21 protein-coding genes are annotated in these 22,057 nt (G+C 68.4%); 10 read left to right on the top strand and 11 right to left on the bottom strand.

Features of this window, described 5'->3' with window-relative positions:
* The first annotated feature begins 524 nt into the window (after positions 1 to 524).
* The 8 genes from rpmH (at position 525) to ACQPYK_RS48275 (ending at position 5,935) form a co-directional block, all read left to right on the top strand.
* Positions 525 to 662 (top strand): 50S ribosomal protein L34, encoded by a 138-nt coding sequence (gene rpmH / locus ACQPYK_RS48310; protein ID WP_010849920.1) that lies wholly within the window; start codon positions 525 to 527, stop codon positions 660 to 662.
* Positions 663 to 774: 112 nt separating this feature from the next.
* Positions 775 to 1,149, top strand: coding sequence for a ribonuclease P protein component (rnpA, locus tag ACQPYK_RS48305; RefSeq protein WP_433248147.1), 375 nt, complete (start codon positions 775 to 777; stop codon positions 1,147 to 1,149).
* A complete protein-coding gene (yidD, locus tag ACQPYK_RS48300) occupies positions 1,146 to 1,427 on the top strand; it encodes a membrane protein insertion efficiency factor YidD (protein ID WP_433248144.1) in 282 nt (93 codons plus the stop codon). The genes rnpA and yidD overlap by 4 nt, the downstream gene beginning before the upstream one ends.
* Positions 1,428 to 1,431: 4 nt before the next feature.
* Positions 1,432 to 2,382 (top strand): membrane protein insertase YidC, encoded by a 951-nt coding sequence (gene yidC / locus ACQPYK_RS48295; RefSeq protein WP_433248141.1) that lies wholly within the window; start codon positions 1,432 to 1,434, stop codon positions 2,380 to 2,382.
* Positions 2,383 to 2,416: 34 nt separating this feature from the next.
* A complete protein-coding gene (locus ACQPYK_RS48290; RefSeq protein WP_433248138.1) occupies positions 2,417 to 2,920 on the top strand; it encodes a protein jag in 504 nt (167 codons plus the stop codon).
* 149 nt (positions 2,921 to 3,069) lie between these two features.
* Positions 3,070 to 3,780 (top strand): 16S rRNA (guanine(527)-N(7))-methyltransferase RsmG, encoded by a 711-nt coding sequence (gene rsmG / locus ACQPYK_RS48285; protein ID WP_433248135.1) that lies wholly within the window; start codon positions 3,070 to 3,072, stop codon positions 3,778 to 3,780.
* A 288-nt stretch (positions 3,781 to 4,068) separates the two neighbouring features.
* On the top strand, positions 4,069 to 4,890 hold the full coding sequence (locus tag ACQPYK_RS48280) for a ParA family protein (protein WP_433248132.1): 822 nt from the start codon (positions 4,069 to 4,071) through the stop codon (positions 4,888 to 4,890).
* A gap of 70 nt (positions 4,891 to 4,960) precedes the next feature.
* Positions 4,961 to 5,935 carry a ParB/RepB/Spo0J family partition protein gene (locus ACQPYK_RS48275; RefSeq protein WP_433248129.1) on the top strand — a complete coding sequence of 325 codons (975 nt, stop codon included), beginning with the start codon at positions 4,961 to 4,963 and terminating at the stop codon, positions 5,933 to 5,935.
* 454 nt (positions 5,936 to 6,389) lie between these two features.
* On the opposite strand, the gene ACQPYK_RS48270 is transcribed toward ACQPYK_RS48275, so the two are convergent.
* The 3 genes from ACQPYK_RS48270 to ACQPYK_RS48260 all read right to left on the bottom strand — a co-directional run bounded on the left by ACQPYK_RS48270 (position 6,390) and on the right by ACQPYK_RS48260 (position 10,166).
* Positions 6,390 to 7,451, bottom strand: coding sequence for a threonine aldolase family protein (locus ACQPYK_RS48270; protein ID WP_433248126.1), 1,062 nt, complete (start codon positions 7,449 to 7,451; stop codon positions 6,390 to 6,392).
* Positions 7,452 to 7,780: 329 nt separating this feature from the next.
* Positions 7,781 to 8,737 carry a D-alanine--D-alanine ligase family protein gene (locus tag ACQPYK_RS48265; RefSeq protein ID WP_433248123.1) on the bottom strand — a complete coding sequence of 319 codons (957 nt, stop codon included), beginning with the start codon at positions 8,735 to 8,737 and terminating at the stop codon, positions 7,781 to 7,783.
* 196 nt (positions 8,738 to 8,933) lie between these two features.
* On the bottom strand, positions 8,934 to 10,166 hold the full coding sequence (locus tag ACQPYK_RS48260; protein WP_433259127.1) for a PLP-dependent aminotransferase family protein: 1,233 nt from the start codon (positions 10,164 to 10,166) through the stop codon (positions 8,934 to 8,936).
* A 295-nt stretch (positions 10,167 to 10,461) separates the two neighbouring features.
* On the opposite strand from ACQPYK_RS48260, the gene ACQPYK_RS48255 reads away from it, so the two are divergent.
* Positions 10,462 to 11,082, top strand: coding sequence for a GNAT family N-acetyltransferase (locus tag ACQPYK_RS48255; RefSeq protein ID WP_433248120.1), 621 nt, complete (start codon positions 10,462 to 10,464; stop codon positions 11,080 to 11,082).
* A 208-nt stretch (positions 11,083 to 11,290) separates the two neighbouring features.
* Here the strand turns inward: ACQPYK_RS48255 and trxA are convergent, their stop codons facing one another.
* The 8 genes from trxA to ACQPYK_RS48215 all read right to left on the bottom strand — a co-directional run bounded on the left by trxA (position 11,291) and on the right by ACQPYK_RS48215 (position 20,394).
* Complete coding sequence (gene trxA / locus ACQPYK_RS48250) at positions 11,291 to 11,614, bottom strand: thioredoxin (protein WP_184754683.1); 324 nt, start codon at positions 11,612 to 11,614, stop codon at positions 11,291 to 11,293.
* Between the two features lie 37 nt (positions 11,615 to 11,651).
* Positions 11,652 to 12,587 (bottom strand): thioredoxin-disulfide reductase, encoded by a 936-nt coding sequence (gene trxB, locus ACQPYK_RS48245; RefSeq protein ID WP_433248117.1) that lies wholly within the window; start codon positions 12,585 to 12,587, stop codon positions 11,652 to 11,654.
* A gap of 133 nt (positions 12,588 to 12,720) precedes the next feature.
* Complete coding sequence (locus tag ACQPYK_RS48240) at positions 12,721 to 13,590, bottom strand: anti-sigma factor family protein (RefSeq protein WP_433248114.1); 870 nt, start codon at positions 13,588 to 13,590, stop codon at positions 12,721 to 12,723.
* Positions 13,580 to 14,185, bottom strand: coding sequence for an RNA polymerase sigma factor SigM (gene sigM / locus ACQPYK_RS48235; RefSeq protein ID WP_433248111.1), 606 nt, complete (start codon positions 14,183 to 14,185; stop codon positions 13,580 to 13,582). The genes ACQPYK_RS48240 and sigM overlap by 11 nt, the downstream gene beginning before the upstream one ends.
* A gap of 154 nt (positions 14,186 to 14,339) precedes the next feature.
* The gene (locus tag ACQPYK_RS48230; protein ID WP_433248108.1) at positions 14,340 to 15,857 is read right to left on the bottom strand and encodes a protein kinase family protein; all 1,518 of its coding nucleotides are present in this window, start codon (positions 15,855 to 15,857) and stop codon (positions 14,340 to 14,342) included.
* Between the two features lie 195 nt (positions 15,858 to 16,052).
* The gene (murJ, locus tag ACQPYK_RS48225; protein ID WP_433248105.1) at positions 16,053 to 17,657 is read right to left on the bottom strand and encodes a murein biosynthesis integral membrane protein MurJ; all 1,605 of its coding nucleotides are present in this window, start codon (positions 17,655 to 17,657) and stop codon (positions 16,053 to 16,055) included.
* Between the two features lie 30 nt (positions 17,658 to 17,687).
* Entirely contained in the window at positions 17,688 to 19,826 is a 2,139-nt protein-coding gene (locus tag ACQPYK_RS48220) for a hypothetical protein (RefSeq protein WP_433248102.1), read from the bottom strand.
* A 46-nt stretch (positions 19,827 to 19,872) separates the two neighbouring features.
* Entirely contained in the window at positions 19,873 to 20,394 is a 522-nt protein-coding gene (locus tag ACQPYK_RS48215) for an aminoacyl-tRNA deacylase (RefSeq protein ID WP_433248099.1), read from the bottom strand.
* Between the two features lie 160 nt (positions 20,395 to 20,554).
* Here ACQPYK_RS48215 and ACQPYK_RS48210 point away from each other — a divergent pair, with 160 nt between their 5' ends.
* Positions 20,555 to 22,036, top strand: coding sequence for a CCA tRNA nucleotidyltransferase (locus ACQPYK_RS48210; RefSeq protein ID WP_433248096.1), 1,482 nt, complete (start codon positions 20,555 to 20,557; stop codon positions 22,034 to 22,036).
* Positions 22,037 to 22,057 lie beyond the last annotated feature (21 nt).

The following is a 22,057-nucleotide window of genomic DNA, read 5'->3' as shown; positions in this document are numbered from 1 at the left end:
TGCCCGGCTCACCTCCTCCGACGCGGCCCCCGCCTGAGCTCACCGCGATCTGTTTATCCACACCGATGGCCGCCGGGCGCATCGGACTTCCCCGTTGTCCACATGTCGGCGCGCCCGTGGCCCCTGAGGGGTCGCTGTCTGGAATCCACATCGAATCCACACGGTGTGCACAGCCCCGCACTTGCCGCGGAACGCATTCCGGCAGCGGAGAGAAGGTCTGGAAGGGCCGACAGTAGCCCTGTCCACACCTGTGTACAAGACGTTGTCCACAGCCTAGTGGCTGTGCGGGGGAGGCTGTGTGCACATCCTGTGGACGGCGGGGCGGCGGTGGAAAAAGGGGCTGTGGATTCGTGGATAACCTATATCCACGTGCTCTCCGGTTTGACCTGGGACACGCCTTACCCGTAACGTACGACGGTCGGCTTGCCACGCGACGGCTATTTCGCATGCCCCGCTTCCGGTAAGCCAGCCATTGTCGAGCGTCCCCATGTGCTGGGGATGCGCCTCAAGCCTGGAGCCCACTCGTGAGCAAGCGTACTTTCCAGCCGAACAACCGTCGTCGCGCGAAGACCCACGGCTTCCGGCTGCGCATGCGCACCCGCGCCGGTCGCGCCATCCTGGCCGCTCGCCGTCGCAAGGGCCGCGCCGAGCTCTCCGCCTGACGCATCCGTTGCGCCCGGTCCGCCGGGCCAAGGCAGTAACGTCCCGTCGCCCGTCGGCCGTGATGCCGGCGGGCGATAGCCGTACCTGTCCAGGGTCAGACAAGGTTCTCTCGTGTTGCCGTCCGGGTCCCGCATGCGCCGGGGCGAGGAGTTCGCCAACGCGGTCAGAAAGGGAGGTCGCGCAGGCCGTCCCACACTGGTCGTGCACTTGAGCGTGCGCTCGGAGACGGACGAACCGCCCCTGGTGGGATTCGTGGTGAGCCGTGCCGTGGGTGGGGCGGTCATCCGAAATCGAGTGAAACGTCAGTTGAGACACCTCGTCCGGGACCGTCTTCATCGCCTCCCGAGAGGTAGCCTGCTGGTTGTACGCGCCAATCCACCGGCCGCGTCCGCGCGAAGCGAGCGCCTTGCCGCCGAACTCGACGTCGCGCTGGATCGTTTACTCAGGCGGCGAGAGCCTTCCAAGGCTCACATGGATGGGCGATGATGACGGCGCAGCAGATCGCCGGGGTTTCTCCGGCTGCCAGGACCCTGATGGCTCCTATCCGGTTCTACCGGGCCTTTGTGAGCCCTCTGCTGGGTCCCCGTTGCCGTTTCCATCCTTCGTGCAGCGCATACGGTCTTGAAGCGATAGCCGTCCACGGCGCGCTGCGCGGCACATGGTTGACGATCCGGAGAATCGGGCGTTGCCACCCATTCCATCCCGGAGGTTTTGACCCGGTGCCCCCACGCCCGGGCCAGTCCAACGAAACGCAAGGGAGCTAGCTCGGTGGAGCTGTCCTGGCTGAATTGGCTGTATACAGCCGTCGCCCACGTCATCACCTGGATTCACCAGGGTTATAGCAGCTTCCTCGACCCCAACGGCGGGCTGACCTGGGCGCTGACCATCATCACCCTGACGGTGCTGATGCGTTTGCTGATCTTCCCTCTCTTCCTCAAGCAGATGCGCTCGTCGAAGAAGATGCAGGAACTGGCCCCCAAGGTCCAGGAAATTCGCAAGCGTTACAAGAACGACAAGCAGCGCATGAACCAGGAGGTCATGGCGCTGTACCAGGGGCAGGGTGCCAACCCGCTCGGCGGCTGTCTGCCGGTCGTGGCCCAGTTCCCGATCTTCATCTCGATGTTCACCGTGCTCAACGCCATGGCCCATGGCCAGTTGAAGTTCGGCATGACACAGCAGTTCGTCGACAGCGCCCGCGCCGCCCACATCTTCGGCGCCCCGCTGCCGGCGACCTTCTGGACCTCCTCGGCGCAGATCGAGGCGTTCGGGGCGAACGCGATCCAGACGAAGATCGTGCTCGCGGTCTTCGTGGCGATCAGCTCGCTGACCACCTTCCTGACCGTCCGGCAGAGCGTGGGCCGTTCGATGGCCCAGATGCCGGACAACCCGATGGCGCAGCAGCAGAAGATCCTGATGTACATCTCGCCGCTGTTCGCGTTCTTCTCGCTGAACTTCCCCCTCGGTCTCATCCTCTACTGGGTCACCACGAACCTGTGGACCCTGAGCCAGCAGCACTGGTTCTACAGCCGCCACCCCTCTCCGGTGGTCGACGCCAAGGGCAACATGGTGACCCCCGAGCCCAAACCAGGCCTGCTGAGCAAGATGAAGAAGAGCGCCCCCGAGCCCGAGGTGCCCGCCGAGGAGCCGGAGCCCAAGCCGGTCCGCCAGCAGCCGACCCGCCAGCCCCGCAGCAAGCGGACGGGCAGCAAGAAGTCCTGACGACATCCCCGACAGCACGAAGGAGTGGCCGGACGTGACCGAGGCCGAGGCCGAAAAGGAGACCGTGAAAGCGGCTCCGGATCTCGCTGCGTTGGAGCAGGAGGGTGAGATCGCGGCGGACTATGTCGAGGGTCTGCTCGACATCGCCGACATCGACGGTGACATCGACATGGATGTCGAGGGCGATCGCGCCGTCGTGTCGGTCGTGGACATCAAGGGTGGCGACCTCGTCGGCCCCAACGGCGAGGTGCTGGAAGCGATCCAGGAGCTGACCCGGCTCGCGGTCCACCGCCAGACGGGGGAGCGTTCACGGCTCATGCTCGACATCGGCGGCTACCGCGACCGTCGCCGGGCGGAGCTGCGCGAGCTCGGCACCAAGGTCGCCGCGGACGTCAAGCGCGACGGCGAGCCCAAGTCGCTGCAGCCGATGACCCCGTTCGAGCGCAAGATCGTGCACGACGCGGTCGCGGCGGCGGGCCTGCGAAGCGAGTCCGAGGGCGAGGAGCCCCGCCGTTTCGTGGTGGTCCTGCCCGTGTAGCGGCATAGCGGATGGACAGTGGCCGCCGTCCCTGGTTCTCCAGGGACGGCGGCCTTTTTTACGGCCTGCCCTTGTACGCCGCTGGGGAGCGGGCCGTTAGCCTTAGAAAACCCTGCCCTAGACAGTTTCCGAGGAAGAGTGAGCGTCGAGTGAGCGAGCAGATCCCCGAGCCGCCCGAGGTTGCGCGCGAGGTGTTCACCGGCGACGCCTGGTCCAGAGCGGAGGCGTTCGCGCAGTTGCTGGCCGGTCCGGGTGTGGTGCGCGGGCTGCTCGGACCTCGCGAGGTGCCCCGGATCTGGGATCGTCACCTGCTCAACTGCGCGGTGGTCGCCGAGGCCGTGCCTGCCGGGGTGCGGCTGGTCGACATCGGCTCGGGAGCCGGCCTGCCCGGCCTGGTCCTGGCGATCGTGCGGCCGGACATCAAGGTCACGCTGCTGGAGCCGCTCCTGCGCCGGACGGTGTTCCTTGAGGAGTGCGTGGAGACGTTGAAGCTCGACAACGTCGAGGTGCTGCGTGGCCGGGCCGAGGAGTTCGTCGGCAAGCGCGAGTTCGACGTGGCCTCCGCACGTGCGGTCGCGCCGCTCGACCGGTTGCTGACGTGGGCGCTGCCGCTGCTGCGTGAGGGGGGTGAGCTTCTCGCGATGAAGGGAGAGCGGGCAGCCGAGGAACTGGCGGACGCCGAGGGACAATTGCGGTCCAGTGGGGTGCAAACCGCCGAGCTTGTATCGGTCGGGCACGGTAAGGTCGAGCCGCCTGCAACTCTCATCCGAGTGGTCGCCGGTCGGACCCCAGAAGGAGCGCGGCAGGCCTCTCGCCGTGGGGATCGTGAATCGCGGTCGAAACGAGCACGACGCCAATGAGACAGACCGAGTAAAGCGAGTACGAGGCCAGTGAATGACCGTGGAAGTGCGATCGTCAGCGCGGCGGGCGGTCTCGGCTGGCCGGAGAACCCCGTCGCCCCGCCCTACGGACACTCCTCCGGTCTGGGCTGGCCGGCATCGGATCCCGCCACCGTAGTCAGGCCGGTTGAAAGGACGACGACCGTGACCCAGACCCCCCTTAACCCCGGCGACTCGCCGCTGGTACGAGAGGCACTCAGCTCAGTGGTTTCACGTGAAACATCGGCCCAGACGACCACAGCCGCTCCCATGGGTCCTGCGGGAGTCCGAGGAGAAGGCTGGCCCCGCCCTCCCAGAACGCGCATCTTCACCGTCGCCAACCAGAAGGGCGGCGTGGGCAAGACCACGACATCGGTGAACCTGGCGGCGGCGCTGTCCATGCACGGCCAGCGAGTGCTCGTGGTCGATCTCGACCCGCAGGGCAACGCCTCGACGGCGTTGTCCATCGAGCACCGTGGCGACGTGCCGGACATGTACAAGGTCCTGGTGGAAGACGTGTCTTTGGAGGAGGTCGTCAAGGAGGTCCCGGACATGCCCGGCCTCTACTGCGCTCCCGCCACCATCGACCTGGCCGGTGCCGAGATCGAGCTCGTCTCCATGGTCGCGCGGGAGGCTCGGCTGCAGCGTGCGCTGGCCGCCTACAAGGCGACCGAGTTCGACTACGTCTTCATCGACTGCCCTCCCTCGCTCGGCCTGCTGACCGTCAACGCGCTGATGGCCGCGAACGAGCTGCTGGTTCCCATCCAGTGCGAGTACTACGCGCTGGAAGGTCTCGGCCAGCTGCTCCGGAACGTCGATCTCGTGCGCGCCCACCTGAACCCCGCGCTTGACCTGTCCACCATCCTGCTGACGATGTACGACGGACGGACCCGGCTGGCTTCCCAGGTGGCAGAGGAGGTCCGCTCTCACTTCGGGGACACCGTGCTGACCACGTTGATCCCCCGGAGCGTGCGTGTTTCCGAGGCTCCGAGTTACGGCCAGTCGGTCATGACCTACGACCCGGGCTCAAGCGGCGCGATGGCCTACATGGATGCCGCCCGCGAGATGGCATATCGTGGCGCGGCCGTGTGAACGCGGAAGGACATGCGACAGTCATCGTGGAAGCCACTGAGGACGCAGACCGTGCGCCGGGGGAGGGGCAGTGAGTAAGCAGCCGAGAGGGATGGGCGGCAGGGGACTGGCGGCGCTCATCCCCACGAGCCCGGTGGCGACGCAGAGCGCGGCTCCGGCGGCGACCGCGACGATGGTCGCGCCGGAGCCGGTTCCGCAGCAGTCGGCACTCAAGCCGGTCGCGGGCGCGTACTTCCTCGAGATCCCGATCGGGGACATCACACCGAACCCGCGCCAGCCCCGCGACATCTTCAACGAGGACGCCCTGGAGGAGCTGGCCACCTCCATCCGCGAGGTGGGCCTGCTCCAGCCCGTCGTGGTGCGCGCGGCGGAAGAGGGACGTTACGAGCTCATCATGGGGGAGCGTCGCTGGCGCGCCTCCAAGCTCGCCGGGCTCTCGGAGATCCCCGCGATCGTACGGAGCACCCAGGAGGACAAGCTCCTCCTGGACGCGCTCATCGAGAACCTGCAGCGCGAACAGCTCAACCCCCTGGAGGAGGCGGCGGCCTACCGGCAACTGCTCGACGACTTCGGCGCCACCCACGAGCAGCTCGCCGCCCGCATCGGCCGATCCCGCTCCCACGTGACGAACACGCTGCGTCTGCTCAACCTGCCTCCCCGGGTCCAGCTCCGCCTGTCGGCCGGCACGATCACCGCCGGGCACGGCCGCGCCCTGCTGCCGCTGGACGACCCCGCGGCGCAGGAACGCCTCGCCGACCGGATCGTGGCCGAGCTGCTGTCGGTCCGTGCGGTCGAGGAGATCGTGGCGGTGGGAGACGCCAAGGCCGCTCCCGCGCCCGCCCCGAAGGCGCCGAGGGCGAAGCAGGCCGAGGAGCCCGCACTCCGGCAGCTGGCCGACCGTCTTTCCGACCGTTTCGAGACCCGGGTGAAGGTGGACTTCGGTCGCCGTAAAGGCCGCATCGTGGTGGAGTTCGCGACCATCGACGATCTGGAGCGCATCATCGGAACGATGGCCCCGGGGTCCATGCAGACAGTCGAGGAGTGATCCTCTCGGCCACGAAAGACGTTCCTGGGCGGGCTTCCTGTTTCACGTGAAACAGGAAGCCCGCTTTCGTTTGTCCGGAGCGTGATGCCCGGAGGGTGATGACGGAAGCGTGATGAGGGTGGCCGGCCTGTGGATCGGGAGACCGCTCGAAGGGGCTGTCCAAGAAGATGGGAAGGCCTCGCAGAGGGCCTGTTTCACGTGAAACACGAGTGCCTCCGCGCGAACCGTCGTCTCACATGAGGTCTGGCTTCTTGGAGTCCTTCCCCCGTTTCACGTGAAACCAGAAGGCGGTAGCGGTGACTCTCTCGCTCGGGCGGCCTGCAATCGTCATAGCGCCACCCCTTGTTTCACGTGAAACGTGATTACGGGTGGAGGTGCGGGCCCAGGCTTCACCTGGAATGCCTCGGGGGGAGGCTCTGGTTTCACGTGAAACGATCGTTCGTCGATGCGACGATCAGGCGTCTCCACTCACTCCGCGGACGATGAGCCGAATGTCGGAGACGAAGGCGTCGATGTGTTCGAGGGTGGTGTCGAAGGATGTCACCCACCGCACCACATTCTCCTCCGCGTCCCAGACGTGGAAAAGGTAGCGCTGCTGCAGCTCCGTGATCGCCTTCTCTGGAAGTCTGGGGAAGACGGCATTGGACTGGACGGGGTAGCGAAGGGAGACCCCCGGGAGGTCGGTGACACCGTCGGCCAGCCGCTTGGCCATCGCGTTGGCATGGGCGGCGTTCTCGTGCCAGAGGCCGTCGGTCAGGAGCGCCGTCAACTGGGCCGAGACGAAGCGCATCTTGGAAGCGAGCTGCATGCCCTGCTTGCGTAGGAACAACGCGGGAGCGTCCAGCTCGGGGTTGAGAATGACGAGCGCCTCCGCGCCCATGGCGCCGTTCTTGGTGCCACCGAAGCTGAGCAGGTCCACTCCGGCGTCCGTGGTGAACGCGCGCATCGAGCTGCCGAGTTCGGCTGCCGCGTTGGCCAGGCGGGCACCGTCCATATGGAGGAACAGACCGTGCGCGTGGGCGAATTCCGCGAGCTCGGCGACCTCGTCGGCGGTGTAGCGGGTGCCGCACTCGGTCACCTGCGAAATGGAGACGACGCGGGGCTGGGAGCGTTGCGTGTTGCCCAGCGCGAAGAGCTGACCCCGGATGTCGCTCACCGTGAGCTTGCCGTTCTCCGTGGGGATGGGGATCAACTTGGCGCCGAGCAGGCGCTCCGCGGCGCCGCACTCGTTGGTGTTGATGTGCGCGCTGGCCGGGCAGAGCACGGCGTCGTAGGAGCGTAGGACGAGGCCCAGCCCCACGACGTTGGCGCCGGTGCCGTTGAACATGGAGTAGGCGGTCGCCTGGTCACCGAACTCGGCGCGGAAGGCGTCCTCCATCGCCCGGGTCCAGACGTCATCGCCATAGGCCGGGGCGTCCGCGGTGTTGGCCTCGACGATGGCCGCGAGGACCGCGGGGTGGACGCCCGTGTGGTTATCGCTGGCGAAGCTCTTGGGGAAGGGAGTGGAAGTCAGCACAGAGCCAGCCTAGGCGAGTGACTTCGGGGGCCGAGGGCTGCTGTCCGGTGACTCCAACACCTGTCCTGCGGTGCCGTCACGCCGCTGCGCCGGCGTGAGCGACGGCCGGAGGTGCGAGGCGGGCGGAAGACGAGTGGGAGGCGCGAGGCGAGCGGAAGGTGAGCGGCGAGTGGGAGGGACGGAAGACGAATGAGAACTGCGAGGCGAGCAGGAGACGCGAGGCGAACGGAGGGCGAGCGGCGAGTGGGAGAAGTGAGAAGACCCGTGTCCCCGCGCCTCCCGATCCCACTCGATCGGGAAGACGCGGGCATGCGGCGCCGTGCTCGGGGTCAGGCGGTGCCGCGGGTGGCCGCCTGCTCCAGAAGGACACGGCAGAGGGTGCCGAGATCGTCGCCGGCGGCCTCGACGGCCATGGGCAGAAGAGAGGTCTCGGTCATGCCGGGAGCGACGTTCACTTCGAGGAAGTGCGGCAGCCCGGCGTCGTCGACGATGAGGTCGGTACGGGAGATGTCACGCAGCCCGAGGGCGGTGTGGGCGGTCACCGCCATTTCGGCGCAGGCGGCGGCGGCTTCGGGTGACAACCGGGCCGGAGCGAAGAACTCGGTGTGGCCGGCGGTGTAGCGGGCCGCGTAGTCGTAGACGCCCTTGTCGGGAACGATCTCCACCGGAGGCAGGGCCACCGGCCCTCCGCCGAGGTCGACCACGGAGACCGCGATCTCGACGCCTTCGATGCAGCGCTCGATCAGCGCGGTGTCACCGTAGGCGAAGCAGCCGACCATGGCGGCGGGGAGGTCCTCGGCGGCGCGGACGATCGACGCGCCGAGCGCGGAGCCGCCACGGGAAGGCTTGACGAACAGGGGAAGCCCGAGGCGTTCGATGATGCGGGTCAGCACCGTCGAGGCGCCGAGGTCGTGGAAGGTCTCCTTGGGGAGCGTCACAGAGTCGGGGGTGCGCACGCCGACCGAACGGACGACCGTCTTCGCGGTGGGCTTGTCGAAGGCCACACGGCAGGCATCGGGGCCGGCGCCGACGTAGGGGACCGACAGGAGCTCCAGCACCGAGCGGATGGCGCCGTCCTCGCCGGCCCCGCCGTGCAGGGTGACGAAGACGGCGTCCGGTGGATCGGCGAGTATGGAGGGCACCAGCGAGGCGTCGGTGTCGCGGGTCTCCACCGAGATTCCCGCAGTGCGCAGCACCTCACTCACCCGGCGGCCTGAGCGGAGGGACACCTCCCGCTCGTAGGAGAGTCCACCTGCCAGGACGAGCACGTAGCCCAGATCACTCACCCGAAAAACCTCTCTTTGCGGCCCACGCCGAGCCAATGGGCGGCTCTCACCACCGCCAGGATGATCACCGTACAACGGCACCGGAAGTCACCGCGGCGCCGGAAATCACCGTACGGCAACCGGCCATGTCGGTGTGCATCCGAGGGAGCCCATGTCGGCGGGCGCCTCCGCCGGGAGGCGCCCGCCGACAGAGGTGTCAGGCGAGATCGGGCCCGGGGGTGTCGACCCCGATGTGGTCGGGAGATGAGCCCGTGCCGAACGTGTCGCGCAGCCGCAGCTCCTGCTCGATCACTCCGGCCAGGCGGCGCACCCCTTCACGGATGCGGTCCGGCTCCGGATAGCAGTAGGACAGCCGCATGTGACGCGTGCCGCCGCCGTCGGCGTAGAAACCCGTGCCCGGGACGAAGGCCACCCGTTCGGCGACCGCGCGCGGCAGCAGCGCCTTGGAGTCGAGCCCTTCGGGAAGGGTGGCCCAGACGAAGAAGCCGCCGCTGGGACGGGTCCAGGTGAGGCCGGCGGGCATCAGCGCCTCAAGCGAGCTGATCATGGCGTCCCGGCGCTCGCGGTAGAGCTCCTGGAAGGTCTTGATCTGCTCGCGCCACGGCTGGGTCGCGAGATACTGCCCGACGGCGAGCTGGGTGAAGGAGGAGTGGGACAGGACCGCGGACTCCATCGCGAGCACCAGCTTGTCGCGGATGGCGTGCGGGGCGAGTGCCCAGCCGACCCGGAAGCCGGGAGCCAGGGTCTTGGAGAACGAGCCGAGGTAGACGACGCCGTCGGCGTTGTCGGCGCGCAGCGCCCGCATGGGGTCGCCGTCGAAGCCGAGCATGCCGTACGGGTTGTCCTCGACGATCAGCACGCCCGCCCGCTGGCAGATGTCCAGCACCTGCTGCCTGCGTGCCGCGTTGAGCGTCACCCCGGCGGGGTTCTGGAAGGTGGGGATGGTGTAGAGGAACTTGATCGGGCTGCCCGCGGTTTTCAGCGCGTAGATGGTCTGGGCGAGCGACTCGGGGATGATCCCCTCATCGTCCATCGCGATGTGGACGACCTTTGCCTGGTAGGCGGAGAACGTGCCCAGCGCGCCCACATAGGAGGGGCCCTCGGCGAGGATGATGTCACCGGGGTCGATGAAGATGCGGGTGATCAGATCGAGGGCCTGCTGCGAGCCGACGGTCACGACGACGTCGTCGGAGTTGGCCTCGATGCCCTCCATGCGCATGACGTCGCAGATCTGCTCACGCAGGTGCGGGTCTCCCTGGCCGGAACCGTACTGGAGCGCGACCGGGCCGCGACGGGCCACCAGGTCGGCGACGAGCTCCCCGACGGTGTCGAGGGGAAGCGCGGTGACGTACGGCATGCCGCCGGCCAGCGAGACCACCTCGGGCCTCGACGCGACGGCGAAAAGAGCTCGAACCTCGGAGGCGACCATCCCGGTAGCTCGTGCTGCGTACCGATCGACGTAGGCGTCGATTCGCGAGCCCTGGGCCGCGACGGTCTGACCGTGATCTGACTCTTGGGGCACGGTCCACCTCCTCGATTATGTGGAGCACGGGGTGCTCATGCTTGAGAAACCAGGGTACGTCAGTGGTTGTTGTCGTCTGCGTGGGGGGACGGGACACCCTGAAACCAGGGCCCTCACTGAGCTACGATGCCAGCTGGAGACGCCGTTTTCGCGCGTTTTTCGCCATGGCTTGCACTCGTCTCGCCAGGATTGGGGCCAACAGGTGTCGCGTCGGCTGGCAAACGTCACACTCGACAATCTCGACGACCTGCCGCGCCGTTGTCGCCGGTGCGTCTTCTGGGAGCTGGATCCCGTGAACGGGAACCGGGCGATCGAGGTGGGTGATCCGGGGCTGGAGAAAGAGGCTTGGATCTCCTCCACCCTCCTGGAGTGGGGAAGCTGCGGGAAGATCGTCTATGTGGACGGCGTGGCCGCCGGTTTCGTGCTCTACGCGCCGCCCCACTACGTGCCGCGCTCGATCGCTTTCCCGACCTCCCCGGTCAGCGCCGACGCCGTGCTGCTGATGACCGCGCACATCATCCCGGAGTTCTCCGGTGGCGGCCTGGGCCGGATGCTGGTCCAGGGAGTGGCCAAGGACCTGACCCGACGCGGGGTGCGGGCGATCGAGGCGTTCGGCGACCTGAAGTGGGAGCAGCCGGGGGCGTGCCTGATGCCCGCCGACTATCTGCTCTCGGTGGGCTTCAAGACGGTCCGGCCGCATCTGCGCTTCCCCCGTCTCCGCCTTGAGCTCAAGACCGCCGTGTCGTGGCGGGAGGACGTCGAGGTGGCTCTGGAGAGGCTGCTGGGCTCCATGAGCCCGGAAAGAGCGCTACGACCCGTCTGATGCCTCGGGTGGGGGGATTCGCCGGGTCAGGGGGCCACGGCCCACCTGGGCTCCCTCCGGCCTTTCCAGGAGGATGTCCGAACGGGCCCCTCCGGGAGGATGTGCGAAAGCCCCCTGCCGGCGGGCGAGGGGGCTTTCGCTGGGTGGGTGTGCCGCTCGGAAGCGGGTGGTACGGCGTGCGCTGTGGGGTGCGGCAGCCGCAGGGGGCCTAGATGATGCCCTCGAGCTCGCGAAGCAGCATGGCCTTCGGCTTGGCGCCGATGATCTGCTTCACAACCTCTCCGTTCTTATAGACGTTCAGGGTCGGAATCTGGAGTACGCCGTAATTGCCAGCAGTTGACGGGTTTTCGTCGACGTTGAGCTTGACGACGGTCAGCTTCTCGGCCTGCTCGTTCGCGATCTCTTCGAGGATCGGCGCGACCTGGCGGCAAGGACCGCACCACTCGGCCCAGAAGTCGACGATGACGGGCTTGTCGCTCTTGAGGACGTCAGCGTCGAAGCTGGCGTCGGTCACGTTCTTGATGGCGCCCAAGGTTACTGCTCTCCCTATCCGGATGGTGTGGTCGGTGTCAGTTGTCGTCGTGGTCGCTCAGCCAGCGCTCGGCGTCCAGCGAGGCGGCGGTGCCGGTGCCGGCGGCGGTGATCGCCTGGCGGTAGATGTGGTCGACGACGTCGCCGGCGGCGAAGACACCGTCCAGGTTGGTGCGCGTGGAGGGGGAGGCGACCTTGATGTAGCCCTCGTCGTCGAGCTCCACCTGACCCTTGACGAGCTCGGTGCGGGGGTCGTGGCCGATCGCGATGAACAGGCCGGTGGCCGCGAGCTCGCTCTCCTCGCCGGTCTTGAGGTTGCGCAGGCGCACCCCGGAGACCTTGCTGTCGCCCAGGACGTCGACGACCTCGCTGTCCCAGACGAAGCGGATCTTCTCGTTCGCGAACGCGCGGTCCTGCATGATCTTGCTGGCGCGCAGCTCGTCGCGGCGGTGCACGATCGTCACCGAGCCGGCGAACCGGGTCAGGAAGGTGGCCTCCTCCATGGCGGTGTCGCCGCCGCCGACGACCACGATGTCCTGGCCGCGGAAGAAGAAACCGTCACAGGTGGCACACCAGGAGACGCCGTGGCCGGACAGGCGCTTCTCGTTGGGCACGCCCAGCTCGCGGTAGCCCGAGCCCATGGTCAGGATGACGGCCTTGGCGTAGTAGGTGTCGGTGGCGGTCTTGACGACCTTGGGGGTGACGGTCAGGTCGACCTCGACGACGTCGTCGGCGACCAGCTCGGCGCCGAACCGCTCGGCCTGCTTGCGCATGCTGTCCATGAGGTCGGGGCCCATGATGCCGTCGGGGAAGCCGGGGAAGTTCTCCACCTCTGTGGTGTTCATCAGCGCGCCGCCGGCGGTGACCGAACCCTCGAAGACCAGGGGCTTGAGATCGGCACGAGCCGAGTACACGGCTGATGTGTAACCGGCGGGACCTGATCCGATGATGATCACATTCCGGACGTCCATCACTGCTGCGCCTCTCCCTTTGTCATTGCCAGTGGCGTCAACAGATCCTAGGCGCCGGTGATTCCCCGGTGAGACGGGAAGGCCCGGCATGGACGAATCCATGCCGGGCCTCTTGCCGAATGGGCGCCCGCCGGGGTCAGTTCCATCTCGCGAGAGCCGGCTTGCGCAGGTTCTCGCACTGCAGTCCCATGACGTGCACGCGCACCGTGTTCTTGGCCTTGTTCTGCCAGAAGACCATGATGTTGGCCTCCTGACCGTTGTAGAGGCCCTGGTCCACGGTGAACGGTGACTTGCCGACCTTGGCGGAGACCTTCTGGACGCACTGCTGGAGCTTGGAGCTGGCGCTCATGTCCTTGGCGTCCACGATCTGTGCCGGGCCGATGTAGTCGAGCAGGGAGCCGCTGAGCTCCTGATTGGTGTAGTTCCAGTTGCTGTTGGTCAACTGGTAGCCCTCCGTGGTGGAGGGCGCGGGCAGAGCGACGGGCGAACTCGGGCTCGAGCCGGGCGCCGAGAGCACCCCGGTCGTGGCCACCGCTCCGCCGACCACCGCCGCCACCAATCCCGCCGCCGCGACGGGCATGGCCCACCGGCGTCGTCGTGTGGCCTTGCGCCGCTGGGCCGGAATGACCGGAGTGACGGTGCCGTCGTCGCCGACGACTCCGAGCCGTGTCACCGGCTCCGGCTCAGGGAGAGGCGTCGTCTCCCATGGCGCGTCGCGCATTATGTCGTCCCAGGCCGGTGCTTCCACCAGCCCAACTCCACCTCCACGGAAGCTTTCGGCCTCAGCGGCCAGCGCGCGGTCGATCCTGAGCGCGACTCCCATCGGCATCGCCGGGGTAGGCGTCGCTGAGAGCACCTCACGGACCGCTGCGAGATCGGCAAGGCTCTCGCCACAGGGATCGCAGATCGCGAGATGTTCGCGTACCTGCAGAGCCGTGGCGGCGTCGAGAAGACCCTCGGCCAATTCGGCCAGGATCTCCAGGTCGTAGTGCGTATCACCCGTCACGAAGTTCTGCTCCCTTCGCGGATGAGACGCGAGACAGGTCGGATCGGTTCCGTAGATGGGAAAGAATCGGGGCCAGCTTTGCGCGTCCGCGCGCGCATCTGCTCTTCACCGTGCCGCTCGGCACCTGCAGGACCTGGGCCGCGTCCTCGACGGAGTAGCCCATCATGTCCACGAGCACCAGCGCGGCCCGCTGGTCGGAGGGCAGCAGCTTGAGCGCGGCGGAGACCTCCATGGAGACCTCGCGCTCGGCCGTCTGGTCGAGCACCGGGGCGTCACGTTCGGCCGCCTCGACGAGCTCGTCGTCGGCGACAGGCCGTACGGATTTCCTGCGCATGCGGTCCAGGCAGGCGTTGACCACGATGCGGTGCAGCCACGTGGTGACGGCCGCCTCGCCGCGGAAGCTGTCGGCCTTGCGATAGGCCGAGACGAAGGCGTCCTGAACGGCGTCGGCCGCCTCGTCGGGGTCGCCCAGCGTGCGCAGGGCGACCGCCCACATGCGGTCGCGATGCCGCTTGACTATCTCACTGAAAGCGTGCGGATCCCCGGCGATATGCCGGGTCAGCAGATCGGCGTCGGACATTGCGGCCCGCGCCATCTGCTGTTCCGCCGCTGGCGGGGTCTCGGGTGGGGAATTCACAAGGAGAGTCCTGCTGCCGGTCCGGGGAGAACACCACTACGTGATAGATGGTGCCACGAAATCTCCCATGATCGTCAACAAGACGGGTAAAACCGATCAAATCGCACGCAGGTCACTTCGTGGCGAGGACCTTGACATCGATCACGGTGCCGCGGAACTTGCCCTGGTAGGTAGGCATCTTGGTGAACCAGACCAGGACGTATCTGCCCTTCTGCGGGGACTCGGCGTTGAAGGTCTTCTTGCCGGAGGCCTCGGCGGACTTGCCGATCACGGTCATGTCCTTCAGGTTCTGGGAGTCGCCGACCCTGACCTCCGCGGAGCCGCCGGAGCCGCTGCCGAAGTCGACCGACACCTGCTTCACCGGCACGCTCTGGTCCATGGTGAGCATCAGGCCGACGCCGTCCTTCAACCGGCCGAAGTCCTCGGAGTTGTAGGACTCGGAGTGCCAGTCGGTGGAGGGCTTGCCGTCCACCGCGTAGAGGGCGAGCTCGCCCCGCTCGTCGCCGCCGCCCAGCGGGTCGAAACCGGTGGCGGAGGCGGGCTTCACCTCGCGGGTGGCGGCCTCCGCGGTCGGTGTGGGCGTGGCGGTCTGCCCCGCCTCCGGGGTGCCGGCGTTGCCGATGCTGCGGCCGAGCGTCCAGGCGCCCAGGCCGACGGCCACCATCACCAGCAGCACGACCAGGGTCATGGCCACCTTGTTGACCATCCCGCCGCCCGCCGACCGCTGCTGGTGGTGATGCTGCGGGGGGAGGGGCGGGCTGGGGCGCTGCGGCGCCGCGGTGTCCAGACCCTCCGAGCGCGAGGCCGCCACCGGGGACAGCGGCGGCGGCGCCACGGACATCGGCATCGGCGTGGGCATGGGCGTGGGCCGGGGCACCGAGGCGAGGGCCTCGGCGACCTGCTCCGGCGTCGTCAGGGGCTCCAGCCCCCGCCTGCTCTCCGGGAGCAACGCCCGGCAGGTGATGGTGTCGAGATAGCCGGGGACACCCGCGGTGACCTGGCGCGGGGTACAGAAGTGACCGTCGTCCATGGGGGCGGCGGGCAGGCCGCCCTCCTGCTCGTCGCCCGGCCAGTGGCCCGTCAACCCGGCGTAGAGCAGGCGGCCGAGGCCTTCGGCGTCGGCTCGCGCCGGGTCCTCGACCGTCACGTCGGACAGGACGGCGTCGATCCCCACACCGAGCAGCTTGACCGTGCTCCCCGCCGTCCACACCAGGTGCTCGGGGGTCAGGCACAGGTGGCCCAGGTTCGCCTCGTGCGCGTGGGCCAGCGCCTCGGCGGCCTCGGCCACCAGCGCCGCGGCCCGCTCGGGGTCCAGCGGGCCGGATGTGATCATGTCGGTGAGGGTCTCCCCGCTGACCCATTCGCTGACGACGTAGGAGCGGCCGTCGTCCTCGGTGGCGTCGAAGACCTGGGTCAACCGCGGGTCGGTCAGCCGGCTGGCCGCGCGGGCGGCCGTGACCACCTCGTTGAGGCGGGGAAAGTCGGGGGCGAAGGTGTGCACGGCGACGGGCCGGGCGAGCACTTCGTCGATGGCCTTCCACAGGGTGGCCCCGCCGGACTCGTGGACGCGGTCCTCAAGTCGGAAACGCTCGGCCAGCTTCGTGCCGGGCTCGACGGCGGAGGAACTCATGACCTCTCCGTAACTGAGAACACGACAGCGCCATGCCGGGTTGACACATCAGGACACATCACGCGATGCCGGGTGGATCCGCCCACGCCCTCCTGCTTCCATTAGCCGCATGTCGTCACACGCGTCGCACCATGGTAGTCCCGCGCCGCTTCCGCCCGTGTTCCGCTTGTCAGACACTTGGGAGAAGTCTTGGGGTTACCGGCCTACTCGGCCCGCGACCATTCCAACGATCGAACTCACTTCCGGGATACGCATCCGATGTGCGATGACCAGATAGAGCACCATACCCAGCCCGCCGCCCGCGGCCAGCATGATGGCCGCGCTGAGCGGGGTCAGAGCGGTCAGCTCCTGTGTGACCCACAACACGGCGAGGGCGACCGCGGCGGCGGGGAGCGCCGCCACGTACATCCGTGACAGCCCGGCCGCCACGACACGTCCCCCCAGGCCGTGCGCCCGGCGCCCGGCGAGCACCCACGCGACCGCGGTGCCCACGACGTAGGTGACGGTGAACGCGAAGGCCAGTCCCATCACCACGTACTTCGCCGGAAGCACGAAGTGGACCACGACGCTGAGCGCGATGCTCACGACGGTGTTGCCCGCGCCGATGAAGACCGGAGTGCGGGTGTCGCCGAAGGAGTAGAAGACGCGCAGGAGGAGCTGGAAGATCGAGAACGGCACCAGCGCCAGGCCGAAGATCTGCAGCACGTTGCCGATGTAGACCGCCGAGTCCACGGTCATGGTGCCCCACGAGAAGATCAGCACGGTCACCGCGGGCCCCAGCACCATCAGCATCAGCCCGGCGGGGATGAGCAGCGCCGACACCAGCCGCACGCTCGAGGCGAACTCCTCCCGGACCGAGGCGAACTGTCCGTCGTGCACCGCCCGGCTCATCCGGGGCAGCATCGCGGTGATCACCGAGACCGCGATGATCCCGTAGGGCAGCTGGAAGAACTGGAAGGCGTAGGAGTAGGCGGAGTTGCCGGCCCCCGGCACCTGCCGGCCCGCGTCTGTGGCGATCTTGGTGGTGACGAGGAAGGCGATCTGGCCGACGGCTACGTAGGCGAAGGTCCACACCGCGGTCCGGCCCATCTCGCCGAGTCCCGCGTTGCGCAGGTCGAACCTGGGCCGGAACCGGAAACCCACCCGGTGCAGCGAGACGACCAGCACCAGGCACTGCGCCACGATTCCGGCGGTGGTGCCCAGGCCGAGCAGCGCCAGGTCGGCGCCGGAGACCCGGTCGATGTCCGCGCCCGCGTCGCCGAGCGTCAGGTAGTAGACCACCAGGACACAGATCATCACCATGTTGTTCAGCACCGGCGCCCACATCGGGGCGGCGAACCGGTCACGGGTGTTGAGGATCGCCCCGGCGATGGCCCCGATGCCGAAGAAGGCGATCTGCGGCAGGATGTACTGGGCCAGGGCGACCGCGACCTCGACCTGCCGGTCGCTCCAACCGGCGCTGTAAAGGCCGATCAGCGGCCGGGCGAACAGCACGGCCAGCACCGCCACCACGGTCAGCGCGACGGTCCCGAGCGTCATCAGCCGCTGCTCGTAGGCCCGGCCGCCGTCGGGGTCGCTCTTCTGCCTTTTGACGATCATCGGCACGACGACGCTGCTCAGGATCCCGCCGATGAGGAAGTCGAACAGGATGAACGGAATCGCGTAGGCGACGTTGTAGGCGTCGCCCAGATACGCGGTGCTGATCGCCGCGGCGAGCAACGCCGTACGGACGAAACCCGTGACGCGGGAGACCATCGTCCCCGCCGCCATGATCGCGCTCGCACGCAGGACCCTGCTCATGCCGCTTTCCTCCGCTAGGTCGCTCGGTGCTCAGGACTCGGTGCCGGCCGGCGCGCCGGCGTGCCGCGGTGCCACGGCCGCCGCGGCGCGGCGGCTTCCCCGGCGGCGCAGGACGCGCATGACCACGGCCGCCAGCATCACCAGCAGCGCGGCCCCGACGATCACCAGGGCGATCCCGGTGTAGCCGGTGGTCCGCACGGTCAGCTCGACGGGCTTGCCGTACTTGCGGCCGTCCTCGGTGGTGAGCTGGACCGTCACGGTGGTCTGGGCGCCGGAGGTCGTCATCGCGGTCATCGGGACCCGGATCGTCCGGTTCTGGCCGCCCCGGATGACGATCGACTCGTCCTGGGCCTCGTAGGACTCTATCCGGAGCTGGCCGGGCTGGTCGGAGGTCACCTTGAGCCGGACCGTGACCTCGTTGGCGTCGACGTCCTGGCCCAGCCCGTTGTGGACGGTGATCGGCACCTCACCGTTCTTACCGGCCAGCGTGCGGATCTGGGACTGTTCGGCGCCGGTGATGGAGATCTTCTCGATCCGGTCGTCGACCGCGTCGCCGACCCGCTGGACGTACGGCGCCGCGGTCTCGTCCCGGTCGCGCCAGGCCGACGAGGTGAGCCGCAGCAGCGCCGTGTCGAACACGTCGAGATCCTGGCGCGTGGTCACCGCGGCGGTCAGGTCGGCACGGGCGCCGACACGCCTGACGCTCTTGACGTAGCCCTTGCCGAGCTCCTCGCGCCGGTTCTGGTCGGTGTAGGTCAGACCGGTCCGGGGCGTGGGGACGCCCTTGCCCCGCTTGACCGCGCCGAGCGTGGCCGGGGCGAGCCAGGGCAGGGCGGCGGCCGTCTTCGCCAGGTCGGTGACGTACGCCGGATCCGGGTCCCAGCGCCGGGGCGGGGCGGCGACGACGGTCCTCGCGGCGGTGACGGGCTCCAAGCTGATCATCGCGGTCTCCGCGATGAAGCGCTGACGGTTCAGCAGGGCCGAGCCCGGGGCCGAGGTGTCGGCGCCGACGATCTCGCTGAGCGCCGTGTCGGCGACCAGCGCGGTGACCGGGCCGCTCACGCTCTCCACGGTCGCCGAGGCGTCCGGGGTGGTGGCCTGCTGGATCGCCGGCGGCAGGTTCAGCTCGTCCAGCAGCACGGTGCCGACGCCGGCGGTGGACAGCAGGTCCAGCCCGTCGTAGTCGATCAGCCCGTTCACCGGCCAGTTCACGTCGGTGAGGACGTCGCGGCCCAGGGTCTGCTTGGCGACGAGTTCGGCCGCCTGGATCCCGGTCCTGGTGACGTCGTCGATGCCGTTGTGGGCCAGGGCCGCCACGTCGGGGTCGGCGTAGGGGGTGGCCACGACCGGAGGCTTGGCGAGAGCCGTACGGAGATCACCGAGCCACTCGGCGGCCGCGGCGTTCGCCGGGCGGTTCTCGCCCTTCTCCTTGGTCTCGATCGTGTACGCCCTGCTCAGCGCCTGTGCGTCGTCGAGGAGAGCGGGATCGACGACCCAGCTGAGGTTCTTGGCCGAGGTGGTGTCCTGGGCGATCCTCAGCAGGTTGCCCAGGCGCTTGCCGGGCGCCATGGAGGCGGGCAGGCCGTCGCTGACGAAGGTGCGGTCGTCGGCCCGGCGAGGCTGATCGATGATCGGCAGGACCATGGCGAGCCGGGTGCGCGGCACCTTGACGCCCTTGGGCACGTAGGACAGGAAGGTGCGCTGGACGGCGAGCTGCTGACCGAAGGAGTCGATCACCTCGACCGTGACCGGATAGACGCCGGGGCGGGTGAAGCCCAACTGCTGCGGGGTGGAGACGAACTGCCACGGAACCTTCGCCGAGGGCGCGGCCTGCGGGACGAAGGACTGGTTCCAGGTGCCGGGCTGTGGCCCCTGGCCCTTCAGGTAGAGCGCCATGTCGGCGCGCCGGGCGAACGGCTGGGACGAGAAGCGCAGCCGGATCTGCAGGTTGGTGAGGGCCTCGGTGCCGGTGTTGGTGAAGGAGCCGGAGATCTTGATCTCGGCGGCCGGATCGCGCGGCACCTCCGGGCTGATCTTCTCCACCACGAGCTGAGGGCTCTGGCGGATCATCGCGGTCGTCTGGGCGTTCGCCGTGACCGAAGGCACCACGGCCGCGGGAAAGAGCAGCGTGGTGGTGAGCACGGCGAGCAGGGCGGCCTTGTTGATCACGTGCCGGCCATGGGCGGAGTACGGCGCACGCCCGTAATGCTATGGCCTATCCAGCGAGAGGAAAGGTCGCGGGCTCTCTCCGTGACCGGGAATGGACTAGGTCAATGGGCTTCCCAGAGACAAGGCCGAGCAGGTGATCGGCACGTATCCGCAGCGCCGTGTGACGCTCTCCGGTGGGGGTGTGAACGAGATCCGCCATCTCGCCGAGTCGCTCGTCCACCAGCACGGTCAGCCCCTCGGGCAGCAGCAGCGGGCAGATCAGCCCGGCGGCGTAGTCGGTGACGGAGTTGACCGTGAAGGCCGAGGCGAGGCGGACCCGGCGGGCGCCCAGGGTGCCGCCGACCACGCCGGGTTGCGGAGGGGAGCCGACGAAGCCGACGACCGCGACGGGTTCGCGGCCGATCCGGGTCGTGACCTCGAAGACTGTGACCTCCACGCAGGTCGCCGGGCTCGCGGACAGCAGCTCCGGCAACTCGTCGACGCATGTCATCGCGCGCGGAAGGCGTACGATCTCATGGTGGACCTGGTGTGCGAGGAGCCAGCGGTGGATCGCGAGGGCGTCCTTCATGTATGTGCTCCTTGCCTCGACGCACGGCCCCCGACGGTCTCCTGACTGACCGTAACCTGGTGATCGCGTCAGGTGTATCCCCAGAGGGGAACATGTTCCGTAACCGAAGGACCTACCCGGCTTGTCCCTTTCAAATCTGACTGAGAGCCAGCGGCACGGCATGAGTGAGCTGTTCCGGAAGATCGCCCCCGTGGCCGACGAACTCGGCGAGTTGTTCGCCGCCAGGGGGTATCAGATCGCCCTCGTGGGCGGCTCCGTTCGCGACGTCTTCCTCGGCAGGATCGGCAACGACCTCGACCTGACCACGGACGCGCGACCGGAGACGGTCCTGGAGCTCATCCGCGACTGGGCCGACTCCATCTGGACGATCGGCATCGACTTCGGCACGGTCGGCGTGCGCAAGGGCAACTGGCTGCTGGAGATCACCACCTACCGCAGCGAGTCCTACGACCCCAAGTCGCGCAAGCCCGAGGTGGTCTACGGCGACACGCTGGAGGGCGACCTGGCCCGGCGCGACTTCGCGGTCAACGCGATGGCGCTGCGCCTGCCGTCCCGCGAGTTCGTCGACCCGCACGGCGGTCTCGACGACCTGCACGCCCGGACGCTGCGCACCCCGGGGCCCCCCGAGCGGTCCTTCGACGACGACCCGCTGCGGATGCTCCGCGCCGCCAGGTTCACCAGCCAGCTCGGCTTCACCGTGGACCCGGCGGCGTTCGCCGCGATGACCGCGATGGCCGAGCGGATCGAGATCGTCTCCGCCGAGCGGATCCGCGACGAGCTGAACAAGCTGATCTGCGGCGAGCACCCCCGCGAGGGGCTCAAGATCCTCGTCGAGTCCGGCCTCGCCGCCCACGTCCTTCCCGAGCTGCCCAAGCTCCGGCTGGAGATCGACGAGCACCACCGGCACAAAGACGTCTACGAGCACACGCTGATCGTGCTGGAGCAGGCGATCGACCTGGAGGAGAACGGCCCCGACCGCACCCTGCGCTGGGCCGCGCTCCTGCACGACGTGGGCAAGCCCAAGACCCGCCGCCACGAGCCGGGCGGGCGGGTCTCCTTCCACCACCACGAGGTGGTCGGCGCCCAGCTCGCCAAAAAGCGCATGTCGGAGCTGAAGTTCCCCAAGGACGTGGTGGCCGACGTCTCCCGCCTGGTGGAGCTGCACCTGCGCTTCCACGGTTACGGCACCGGGGAGTGGACCGACTCGGCCGTGCGCCGTTACGTCCGCGACGGCGGGCACCTGCTCGAACGCCTGCACAAGCTGACCCGGGCCGACTGCACCACGCGCAACAAGCGCAAGGCCCAGGCCCTGTCCAAGACCTACGACCAGCTTGAGGAGCGCATCGCGCGGCTGGCCGACGAGGAGGAGCTCGGCAAGATCCGCCCCGAGCTCGACGGCAACGAGATCCAGGAGCTTCTCGGCGTCCCTCCGGGCCCGGTCGTCGGCCGTGCCTACAAGTTCCTCCTGGACATGCGCCTGGACAAGGGCGTCATCGGCAAGGAGGCGGCCACCGAGGCCCTGCGCGCGTGGGCTCACGAGAACGGGCAGCCGCCCGGGTCCCAGGCGAGCGGGCCGCCGCCCGAGTCTCAGGTGAGCGGGCCGCTTTCCGGATCTCCCGAGAACGGGCCGCTTCCTGAATAGCGTCGCGGGCCTGGACCGCGA

Origin of the sequence: Streptosporangium sp. CA-135522 (assembly GCF_050949235.1) — a bacterium.
Lineage (GTDB): Bacteria > Actinomycetota > Actinomycetes > Streptosporangiales > Streptosporangiaceae > Streptosporangium.
Note: the sequence above shows the minus strand (reverse complement) of the source record. Positions and strands in the feature narration are given on the sequence as shown.

What these genes read in the sequence shown, in the direction of transcription:
- yidD (WP_433248144.1), top strand. Translation starts at nt 1,146, where the DNA reads ATGATGACGGCGCAGCAGATCGCCGGGGTTTCTCCGGCTGCCAGGACC.
- ACQPYK_RS48280 (WP_433248132.1), top strand. Translation starts at nt 4,069, where the DNA reads ATGGGTCCTGCGGGAGTCCGAGGAGAAGGCTGGCCCCGCCCTCCCAGA.
- ACQPYK_RS48260 (WP_433259127.1), bottom strand. Translation starts at nt 10,166, where the DNA reads ATGGTCGCCTCCGAGGTTCGAGCTCTTTTCGCCGTCGCGTCGAGGCCC.
- sigM (WP_433248111.1), bottom strand. Translation starts at nt 14,185, where the DNA reads ATGGCGCGGGCCGCAATGTCCGACGCCGATCTGCTGACCCGGCATATC.
- ACQPYK_RS48230 (WP_433248108.1), bottom strand. Translation starts at nt 15,857, where the DNA reads ATGAGTTCCTCCGCCGTCGAGCCCGGCACGAAGCTGGCCGAGCGTTTC.
- murJ (WP_433248105.1), bottom strand. Translation starts at nt 17,657, where the DNA reads ATGAGCAGGGTCCTGCGTGCGAGCGCGATCATGGCGGCGGGGACGATG.
- ACQPYK_RS48215 (WP_433248099.1), bottom strand. Translation starts at nt 20,394, where the DNA reads ATGAAGGACGCCCTCGCGATCCACCGCTGGCTCCTCGCACACCAGGTC.
- ACQPYK_RS48210 (WP_433248096.1), top strand. Translation starts at nt 20,555, where the DNA reads ATGAGTGAGCTGTTCCGGAAGATCGCCCCCGTGGCCGACGAACTCGGC.